Source organism: Geodermatophilus sp. SYSU D01036 (assembly GCF_054050435.1).
In genome coordinates this window covers 184,540-194,040 of the sequence record NZ_JBJGZJ010000005.1, presented here as the reverse complement: position 1 = coordinate 194,040, position 9,501 = coordinate 184,540, and the positions used below count along the sequence as shown (strand labels likewise).

Here is a 9,501-nt window from a genome sequence, read left to right as displayed (position 1 = left end):
CGGCCCCCGTCCCGGGTGGGGACGGGGGCCGCGGTCGGGAGTGCGGGTCAGTGGCCGCGACCGGCCTGACCCTTGCCGCCCTTCGCGTTCTTGGCCTGGAAGTCGCGGACGAACTGCTTGATCTTGGCCTGGTTCTGCGGCTTCTGCAGTTCCTGGACGACCTTGGCGGCGACGCCCGAGGCGATCAGCTTCCTCATCATGCCCATGGGGGCTCCCTCCTCTCGACTGATGCATCCGGTGCCCCGACAACGGGCGGCGCAACCGTCGCGATCCCGGCGGAGTCCTCCGATCCGGTCGTGGTGGGCCGCTGACGGGCTGTGCGGGCGCACCGCCGCGCCCTTTCTCGTGCGCCCCGGCGTGTCGCCGTCGGCGAGTCGGGGCGGCGCGCCGGGAACACGGGCACCTCCGCAGGTGACGCGGGCGATTCGCATCCGCGGCCCGCGTCAAATCGGCGTGTCGCTTCCGGGCGTGGCGCGGATGCGGTCCGGTTGAGCACTGCAACACCCCTCCCTACCGTCGTCGCGGTCCGGCCGGGGCCCTTCGTCACCTCCCGTGTGACACCCCGCCGGACACGCCGAACCAGGCGGCCGGCACCCAGCCGGCACCCGGGCCGGGGACCCACCTGAGCACTGGGGTGAAGCGCGCTGCGTCGCGCCGGGCGACTCCTCCGTCCGAACCCGTCAGCTAACCCGGTAGGCGGTCGCGGAGAACAGGAGAACCGTCGTCGATGACGACTGCACGCACGTCCACCGCCCGTCGCTCGTTCCGTGGCATCGCCGTCGCGGCCATCGCCGGAGCCGGCATCGCCCTCTCACCCCTCCCGGCGTCGGCCTCCACGGGCGGCGGGGGTACCGGGACGGTCGCCGCCGCACCGGCGCCCGCCCCCAACGGCGCCGCCCAGACCGCCGTCGACACCGCCCTCGCCCAGGTCGGTGACCGCTACGTCTACGGCGCCACCGGCCCCGACAGCTTCGACTGCTCGGGCCTGACCAGTTACGCCTACAAGGCGGCGGGCCTGTCGATCCCGCGCACCTCGAAGGCCCAGTCGACGTTCGGCACCCCGGTGGCGAAGGCCGACCTCAAGCCGGGTGACCTGGTGTTCTTCTACAGCCCCGTGTCGCACGTGGGCATGTACATCGGCAACGGCCAGATGGTCCACGCCTCGACCGCCGGCAAGCCGGTGGCCGTGGTGGCCCTGGACTCGATGCCGAGCTACTCGGGCGCCCGCCGCGTCGCCTGACGCACGGAAGGGTGTCCCCGGCCGGCTCGTCCGGCCGGGGACACCGCCCGCCGGTCCTACCCTCCCCTGGTGACCTCCGCCGGCCCCGCCTGGCCGCGGCCGGCCGGCTCCGGACCGGTGGTGGCGGTGGGCAAGCTGGTCGCCGACCAGCTGCTCCCGCTGTCCGCGCCACTGGTGGCCGGCGGTCAGCAGCGGGTCGAGCGGACGACGATGGCCGGCGGCGCCCCCGCCAACGTCACCGCCGGCGTGGCCCGTCTCGGTGCGCCGGCGCGGCTCGCGGGCTGGGCCGGCGCCGACCCGCTCGCCGACGGGCTGCTGGCCGGTCTCGCTCGGAGGGGCGTCGAGCTCGCGGTGGTCCGCCGCGGCCGCACGCCGCTGGCGACGGTGCTCGTGCACCCCGACGGCGAGCGCACGGTGCTGACCGACCGCGGCGAGGGCGGGCTGGAGCCGGCCGACGTCCGTCCGGAGTGGTTCGCCGGCGCCGCCGTCGTCCACCTCGACGGCTACGACCTGCTGCGCTTCCCCGACGCGGTGAGGGCCGCGGCCGACACGGCGCACGACCTCGGGGTGCCGGTGAGCGCGGACGTCGCCGCGGCCGCCCGGATCTCCGCTCACGGCGTGGGCGCCTACGTCGACCTGCTCACCGGGCTGCGTGCGGACGTGCTCTGCTGCAACGCCGCCGAGGCCACGGTCCTGGGCCTGGACGGCGACCTGCCGGCCTGGGCGCCGCCGCTGGTGCTGGTGCACGCCGGCGCCCGGCCGACCCGGGTCGTCACGGCGGCGAGCGCGGTGGAGGTCCCGGTGGAGCCGCTGCCGGCGGGCGGGCTCCGCGACACGACGGGGTGCGGGGACGCGTTCGCGGCCGGACTGCTGACCGGCTGGCGCGCGGGTGAACCTGTGCTGGAGGCGGTCCGGACCGGCCATGCGGCGGCCGCCGTGGTGGCCGGAGTGGTCGGTGGCCAGCCGCCGCTCTGACTGCCACTTCCCCTGTCGATCGGGCGTCTGACCTGGGGATTCGTGCTGCGCAGAGCTGCCGGATCGGCTAGACTTCGATCATGTGTTCGGGTGAACTGAGCGGCGGTGACGTCCTCGACGACGTCGCCGCGCTGGTCGCCGAGCGCAACCGGATCGACGCCCGGCTGGCCCGCGCGGTGCGGTCCGCGGAGCTGTCCCAGGCGCCCGAGCGGGACGGGCAGAGGTCGATGACCTCGTGGCTGCGCGGGCACTGCCGGCTGTCGACCGCGGAGGCCGCCCGGCTGGTGCGCAACGGCCGCGCGCTGGAGCACCTGCCGGCGCTGGCCGAGGCGCACGACGCCGGTCTGGTGTCCGCCGAGCAGGTCGCGGTCGCGGCGCGGGCGGTGACGCCCGAGCGGCTGGCCGCGGCTGCGGCCGCCGGGGTGGACCTGGCGGTGATCGACGCGGTCCTCACCGGGGTGGCGGTCGAGCGCACGCACGCCGACCTGGTGCAGGTGGTGCAGCACTACTGCACCGACCTCGACCCCGACGGGCCCGAGCCCGACCCCACCGAGCAGCGCTCGCTGACGCTGGCCAAGCACGCCGACGGCTCGCTGTCCTTCCGCGGCCACCTGGACGCCGTGGGCGGGGAGAGGCTGCAGACCGCACTGGAGGCGCACGTGCAGGCCGACCGGCCCGCCGGGGACGAGCGCAGCCGCGCCCAGCGGCTGGGCGACGCGCTGGTGCAGGTCGCCGACAACGCCCTCGCCGCCGGGATGCTGCCTCAGCTGCGTGGCCACGAGCCGCAGGTCGCCGTGGTCGTGAACCTGGACGACCTGGTGGACCCGGCCGGAAGCCCGAACGCGGGGCGGATGGGGTTCGGCGCCACCATCTCCGCGGCGCGGGCGCGGTGGCTGGCCTGCGACGGGGCGGTGTCCCGGGTGGTGTTCGGCCCCGACGGCGCCCCGCTGGACCTCGGCCGGGAGCAGCGGCTGATGAGCCGCCACATCCGCAAGGCAGCCGAATTCCGCGACGGCGGGTGCGTGTTCGCCGGGTGCGGCGCCCCGACCTGGTGGTGCGACGTCCACCACCTGATCCACTGGATCGACGGCGGCGACACCAGCCTCGAGAACGCGGCGCTCCTCTGCGAGCGCCACCACACCAAGGTCCACCACGGCTTCCGCGTCGAACGACAACCCGACGGCCGATGGCACACCTACCGGCCCGACGGCACCGAGATCACCACCCCGGCGCCGCTGCTCTCCCCTGCCGCCTGACTCGTTCGAAGTACGCAGGGCTCGGGCTCGTCGAGTCAGAGGACAGCCCGCTCCTGCAGTCGTTCCTGGGCGTGCACCGGCAGGGCGATGTCTATGAACAGCTCACTCAACGCGTAGTAGCCACCGCGAAGCGAGCGTGCACCAACGATCGCATCAGCTGTGGCCGTGTCCAGTTCCAGCCCGGACGCGATGACGGCTGCAGGGGCGGTGTTGATGTCGACGAGGCCGCCGTCGTCGTATCCCCGCCGAAGATCAGGACGACCGATCCCCAGTTCTCGTGCCAAGGCCGGGTCCCGCGCGAACAGCGAGCGCGCCTCGTCCCTGCGACGTCGCGCTTCGAGCGCGCGCGTCATCACGGGGTCTGCGTCGATCAGTGCGAGCTCGTGACCGTAGACGCGTTTGCGCAGCCGCTGCAGACGGAGGCAAGCGACGACCAACAGGACCAGGACGACGACCGTGAGCGCATCGTTCAGCGACTCAGGCCCGTCCCCTGCGGTCCCTCCAGGACGATCGTCGGACAGCAGGTTCGCTGCCACGACGAAAGCGACGCCCCAGCCGCTGTAAGCGATGGCCCAGAGACGTACGGATGCATCGCGCAGTCGACCTGCTGCATGCCAGAACGGGATGGCAGCGAAGACGCCAGCTGTGGAGACGGTGACGAGGAGGTACCAGCCGCCGGGCCCTTGCCAGGCCCGGACGCGACCGGGTCGTTGCGATGTCATTCCTCTCCCTGCTGGAGATCAGTGGATGACGCCGAGGAATCGCTCGGCACACTCCATGCACAGGCCGGTGTTGTCGTGCACCCACTCGCGGGCGTTGACCTCGCGGCACATCGGGCACCAGCGGAACGTCCGGCGACGCCGACGAGCGATGTCCTCGGCCGCCTCGGCGAGGACCTCCGGCTCGTAGAGGACCTCCTCCGCCTGGAAGCTCCGGTCGGCGACGAACTCCCACACCAGCGGCCACACACCGTGCCAGCGAGGTTCGGGGCGAGCGAGCGTGAAGCCGAAGCCGTCCCAGCCGACCGCCACCTGCGCCGGCCGCCCGGCGACGAACCACCGCTGGTGGCCGAGGAGGGCGGGTCCCTCGGGACTCGACGTGTCGACCTCCTGCCAGCCGGCACCAAGCGCCCGCGCCAGAGCGCTGAACGGCACGCCGAGCAGCGAGGCCAGTGCGGTGTCGTCGGACGTGAGCGGCTCGGGCTCCCGGCCGTCCGGCAGGTCGACGGTCACTGCGCCATCTCCACGAGCCGGCACATGGCGTTGACCTGGCGCAGCTGCTCCGGCGTCCGCACCTGGGCGTCGAGCAGCAGGGGGCTCATCACCACGACGGCCAGCGCCTTCGCCCGCGACACCGCGACGTTGAGCCGGTTGAGGTCGTACAGGAACGACACACCGCGCGGCGCCTCGTCGGCCGACGTCGACGTCGTCGAGTAGACGACGACCGGCGCCTCCTGGCCCTGGAACCGGTCGACGGTGCCCACCCGCGCGCCGTCGGGCAGCAGCGAGCGGATCAGCGCCACCTGGTTGTTGTACGGCGCGACGACGAGCACGTCGTCCGGGCCGATCGGCCGCTCGGCGCCCTCGGCGTCCACCCAGCCGACGCCCTGCAGCGACTCCCAGACGGCGGCCACCTCGGCCGCCTCCTGCATCGACGACGCCGACGCGGCCACCGTGTGGTCCACGGACCGCACCGCCAGCCCGGCCCCCGACACCAGCCCGCCCGGCCGCACGGTGATCCGCTCGCGCAGCGGCGCCGACTCCAGCCGGCCCTCGTACGCCAGGTCGGACACGAACCGCGTCAGCGCCGGGTGCATCCGGTAGGTCGTGTCGAGGAAGATGCCGCGGCCCTCCGGCACGGTCGGGTGCCCCTCGAGCAGGTGCTCCAGCGCGGAGAGCCCCGAGTCGCCGGGGTGCACGCCCTGCGAGGGCTGCGCGAGCTGCTGCGGGTCGCCGAGCAGCACCAGCGACTTCCCCGCCCGCGCCACCGCGACGGCGTTGGCCAGCGAGAACTGCCCCGCCTCGTCGACGACGAGCACGTCGACGGCCTCGGCGAGGTCGGGCTGCGTCCAGAACCACGCCGTGCCCCCGACCAGCCGCACGTCGCCGTCGACGAGCCGCCGGGCGACGTCCTTGCCGTCCTTCGACCACTCGACGCCGGGCGCGCCGCAGGCCTGGTGCTCGTCGCACTTCTGCAGCGCGGGCCGGCCGACGGCCGACAGCACGTTGCCGATGACGGCGTGCGAGGTGGCCGTGACGCCGACCTTCTTGCCGGCGTCGAGCAGCGCGCGGATGAGCATCGACGCCGCGCGGGTCTTGCCGCTGCCGGGCGGGCCCTGGACGGCGAGCACCTCGCCGTCCAGCCGCAGGCCGATCCGGACGACGGCGTCGCCGGCCTGCTCGTCGGGGCGACGGCGGCAGTCGGCCGGCACCCGGCGCTCGAGCAGCGCCTGCCCGAGACACGGAGTGCCGGCGAGCACGTCGTCGGCCGTGGCGGTGATGGCCGCGCGCATGCCCTTGTCGTCGAGCGGCCCCTCCGGGCCCAGCGCCCGCGGCGAGGGCTCCTTCGTCGACTTCACGACGACGCGGCCGGCGACGGCGTCGAGCTCGCGGACCTCGCCGACCCGCGCGCGGGTGTCGACGTCGACGACCTTCGACCCGACCGACAGCTTGGTGTCCTGCGTCGGGAAGGAGAACGCCCAGAGCTTCGAGCGCTTCTCGGTGCCGACCTCGACGGGCGCCGACAGCCGGCCGAGCACGGTGCCGTCCTCGACGAGCGCGTCGTCGTCCATCTCCTTGCGGGCGAAGAACTCCCACCAACCGGGGCGGGCCTCGCGGCGGTGCCACTGCACGAGGTCGCCGAGCAGGTCGTGCCCGGCGCCCTTGAGGCGCTCGACCAGCGCCAGCTCGGCCAGGTCGGACTCGGTCCGCTCGGTCGGGCCGCTGGCCTCCGACACCAGCGGCCGGTCCTGGCCGCCGAACTCCCGCTCGAGCTCCTCGCGCTGGGTCTCCAGCCAGTCGTGCAGCTCGCGGGTGGAGTCGACGTCGTCCTTGTTGTAGAGCTCGATGTCCACGAGGCGCTGCGGATCGCGGTCGGCGAGCCACTTCTCGTAGGCGATGACGCTGCCCATGGCGTCGGCGACGTCACCGGTGTGCTCGCGGCCGTAGAACGCCTCGACCTTCTTGATCGAGTACGAGCCCTTGCTGATCCGCATCGACTGCCGGACGACCGGATAGAGGTCGACGAACCGCTCGTTGCGCAGCAGCTCGTCGAGCTCCGCCTCGCGGACTCCGTAGCGGCCGGTCAGCCGCTTGAGGGCGCTGACCTCGTAGGCGGCGTAGTGGTAGACGTGCATGCCGCGGTCGGCACGCCAGGCCTCGATGACCAGGTCGATGAGGTCGGCGACCATCTGCTTCTCGGCGGCGGGGTCGTGCGCCCACAGCGCGGTGAAGCTGCCGTCGCGCCGCCCGACGCCGGCCAGGTACTCCAGGCCCGCGCCGTCGGCGGAGTGCGGGTCGCCCTCGAAGTCGAGGTAGAGGTCGCCGGCGCTGGGCTCGGGCAGCCGCAGCAGGCCGAGGCCCTTGGCCGGCGGCAGCAGCGTGCGGGTGGGGACGCCGGTCTGCCGCTCGCGCAGCTGCTCGCGGGCCTGCTCCTGCACGCGGGCGCGGGTGGCCGCGCCGATGCGGGCGGCCTTCAGCACCTCGGGCGGGGCCTCGGCCAGCTGCTCGAGGGTGGTGACGCCGGCGGCGCGCAGGGCCTCGCGGGTGTCGCGGCGCATGCCGGCGACGAGGGAGAGGTCGTCGGCCGCGGCCAGTTCCCCGTCGCACCTCGGCTTCCACGTGCACTGGCTGCAGTACGGGCCGGGGACCGGCTCGGTGGCCGGCGGGTCGGCGACGAAGGCGGTCAGCCGGGCGCGGGCCCGGCGGGCGTAGGCCGCGACGTCGACCAGCCGCCACGGGTTGGTGACGCCGTCGCCGGTGACCACGCAGATCCGGTCGGGCTGCCTCCCCTGCAGGACGGCGAGCCGCTCGGCGTAGGTGGCCATCTGCAGCAGTGCGGGGACCTTGACGCGGCGGGCGAGCTTGGCGTCGGCGACCTCGTACGACCAGTTCCCGAGGGCCGAGGGTGTGGGCACCTTGAGGAGGAAGTCGGCCGCGCCGCCCCAGACGCCGTCGAAGAACGAGGCCTGCGAGATGACGTCGACGCCGGCGCGCATGGCCTGCAGCGTCATCGCCTCGGCCTCGCGGCGGCCCGCGGCGTCGAACCGGGCGGGGATGCGGACGACGCTGCGGCCCTCGGCCTCGAGCGCGTCGAGGTAGCGCATCTCGTGCTCGGTGCCGAGGTCGGCGATGAGCGCGGCGTGGTCGCCCGGGCCCTCCGCGAGCGGCTCGAGCCGGCCGTCGGCGACGGCGAGGTCGAGCGTCGTGAGGTGCGCGCAGGCCTGGTGGCGGGTCAGGTCGGTGGGGCTCAGGACCAGGGAGCCGTCGGTGCGGTACATCGAGACGGGACGGTCTCACGCGGGCCGCGTGATCGGGGTCTTCCGCGCCGGTAGCGTCGGTGCGCTGATGTCGAGGAGGCGCGCGTGACCCGAGGACTGCACCGCTCGCACCGGGTGGCGGGGGCGCTCGTCGGGTCGGCGGTGGGCGACGCGCTGGGTGCGCCGTTCGAGTTCGGCCCGCCCGGGGCGTTCTCCGCCCGCTTTTCGACGGACGCGCGCGGGGCCGCCACCGAGATGTGCGGCGGGGGGTCGCCGGGCTGGGCGCCGGGCGAGTTCACCGACGACACCCAGATGGCGCTGCTGGTGGCGCAGTCGCTGGTCGAGCGGGACGGGCTCGACGAGGCCGACGTCTTCGACCGGTTCGCGGCCTGGGCGGCGGCCGGCCCGCCGGACATCGGGGTGCAGACCCGGGCGGTGTTCGACTCGGGCCTGCCCTGGGACCGCGCGGCGGCCGAGCACTTCGCCCGCACCGGACGCGCGGCCGGCAACGGCTCGCTGATGCGGACGACGCCCGCCGCGATCCGGTTCTCCCGCTCCGGCACCGACGCCACCGTCGACGCCGCCCGGCGGATCTCGGCGCTCACCCACGGCGACCCGGCCGCGGGCGAGGGCTGCGCGGTCTTCCACGAGCTGATGCGGGTGGCGCTCGACGGGGGCGACCCGCTGGCCGCCGTCCCGAACGCCCTCGAGCTGGTCGACGTCGAGCACCGCGGCCGGTGGGCCGCCGTCCTGGCGCCGGACTGGTCGCCGGACCGGGCCACCGAGTCCAACGGCGCGGTGTGGCCGACGCTCGGCCAAGCCTTGTGGGCGCTGCGCCACGGTCGCGACTTCGCCGAGGTGCTGCGGCTGGTGGTCGACCTCGGCGGCGACACCGACACGGTGGCCTGCGTCGCCGGCGGGCTGGCCGGCGCGGTGTACGGGATGGGCGGCATCCCGATGCGCTGGGCGTCGGTGGTGCACGGCCGGGTGCCCGGGCACGGGGACCGGCTGTGGCGGCTGCCCGACCTGCTGCCGCTGGCCGCCGCGCTCGACGGCAAGGAGTTCCACGGCGGCGAGACCGGCGTCATCCCGCGCATCGGCCCGGCGGAGGTGCTGCCCGGCATCTGGGCGGGCAACCTCGACGGCGCCCGGCACTCGGACGAGGACTTCGCCGTCATCTCCCTGTGCCGGCTGGCCGAGCCGCTCCCGCACGCGGTGCACCGGATGGCGCACATCGCCGACAACGGCAACAACGTCGACGTCGACGTCGTGCTGGCCGACGTCCTCGACGACCTCGCCGCGCTCCGCGCCGAGGGCCGGCGGGTGCTCGTGCACTGCCACGGCGGGGCGTCACGCACCGGGCTGGTGCTGCGCGGCTGGCTGGTGCGCGAGCAGGGGATGTCGGTGGAGGAGGCGACGGCGCACGTCACCGAGCGCTGGCCGCACCTCGGGCTGTGGAACGAGTCGTTCACCGCCGCGCTGGAGCGCCTGGCCGGACACTGACGCCTGGGCCAGGTGAAGGGTGACCGCCTCCACCGGCCGAACGCCTGTGG

8 protein-coding genes and 1 riboswitch are annotated in these 9,501 nt (G+C 74.5%); of the genes, 4 read left to right on the top strand and 4 right to left on the bottom strand.

Going from position 1 to position 9,501, the window contains the following annotated elements; all coding sequences use genetic code 11:
* Positions 1-47: 47 nt before the first annotated feature.
* Positions 48-206, bottom strand: a complete 159-nt coding sequence (locus tag ACI8AR_RS08460) for a hypothetical protein (RefSeq protein WP_456937204.1) — start codon at positions 204-206, stop codon at positions 48-50.
* Positions 207-581: 375 nt separating this feature from the next.
* Positions 582-715: riboswitch (cyclic di-AMP (ydaO/yuaA leader) on the top strand.
* A gap of 12 nt (positions 716-727) precedes the next feature.
* Between ACI8AR_RS08460 and ACI8AR_RS08455 the strand changes: the two genes are divergently transcribed.
* The 3 genes from ACI8AR_RS08455 (at position 728) to ACI8AR_RS08445 (ending at position 3,471) form a co-directional block, all read left to right on the top strand.
* Positions 728-1,240: a C40 family peptidase gene (locus tag ACI8AR_RS08455; RefSeq protein ID WP_457050623.1), complete on the top strand. Its 513-nt coding sequence runs from the start codon at positions 728-730 to the stop codon at positions 1,238-1,240.
* Positions 1,241-1,309: 69 nt separating this feature from the next.
* The gene (locus ACI8AR_RS08450) at positions 1,310-2,215 is read left to right on the top strand and encodes a carbohydrate kinase family protein (RefSeq protein WP_457050622.1); all 906 of its coding nucleotides are present in this window, start codon (positions 1,310-1,312) and stop codon (positions 2,213-2,215) included.
* A gap of 80 nt (positions 2,216-2,295) precedes the next feature.
* Complete coding sequence (locus ACI8AR_RS08445) at positions 2,296-3,471, top strand: DUF222 domain-containing protein (protein ID WP_457050621.1); 1,176 nt, start codon at positions 2,296-2,298, stop codon at positions 3,469-3,471.
* 35 nt (positions 3,472-3,506) lie between these two features.
* On the opposite strand, the gene ACI8AR_RS08440 is transcribed toward ACI8AR_RS08445, so the two are convergent.
* From ACI8AR_RS08440 to ACI8AR_RS08430, 3 genes are all read right to left on the bottom strand, one after another.
* A complete protein-coding gene (locus tag ACI8AR_RS08440) occupies positions 3,507-4,007 on the bottom strand; it encodes a hypothetical protein (protein ID WP_457050620.1) in 501 nt (166 codons plus the stop codon).
* 204 nt (positions 4,008-4,211) lie between these two features.
* On the bottom strand, positions 4,212-4,703 hold the full coding sequence (locus ACI8AR_RS08435) for a hypothetical protein (protein ID WP_457050619.1): 492 nt from the start codon (positions 4,701-4,703) through the stop codon (positions 4,212-4,214).
* On the bottom strand, positions 4,700-7,969 hold the full coding sequence (locus tag ACI8AR_RS08430) for a TM0106 family RecB-like putative nuclease (RefSeq protein ID WP_457050618.1): 3,270 nt from the start codon (positions 7,967-7,969) through the stop codon (positions 4,700-4,702). Before ACI8AR_RS08430 ends, ACI8AR_RS08435 begins: the two co-directional genes overlap by 4 nt.
* 84 nt (positions 7,970-8,053) lie before the next feature.
* Here ACI8AR_RS08430 and ACI8AR_RS08425 point away from each other — a divergent pair, with 84 nt between their 5' ends.
* Positions 8,054-9,451 (top strand): ADP-ribosylglycohydrolase family protein, encoded by a 1,398-nt coding sequence (locus ACI8AR_RS08425; protein WP_457050617.1) that lies wholly within the window; start codon positions 8,054-8,056, stop codon positions 9,449-9,451.
* Positions 9,452-9,501 lie beyond the last annotated feature (50 nt).

Excerpts from the sequence above, each read along its gene's own strand:
- ACI8AR_RS08460 (WP_456937204.1), bottom strand. The coding sequence starts at position 206 with ATGGGCATGATGAGGAAGCTGATCGCCTCGGGCGTCGCCGCCAAGGTC.
- ACI8AR_RS08455 (WP_457050623.1), top strand. The coding sequence starts at position 728 with ATGACGACTGCACGCACGTCCACCGCCCGTCGCTCGTTCCGTGGCATC.
- ACI8AR_RS08445 (WP_457050621.1), top strand. The coding sequence starts at position 2,296 with ATGTGTTCGGGTGAACTGAGCGGCGGTGACGTCCTCGACGACGTCGCC.
- ACI8AR_RS08430 (WP_457050618.1), bottom strand. The coding sequence starts at position 7,969 with ATGTACCGCACCGACGGCTCCCTGGTCCTGAGCCCCACCGACCTGACC.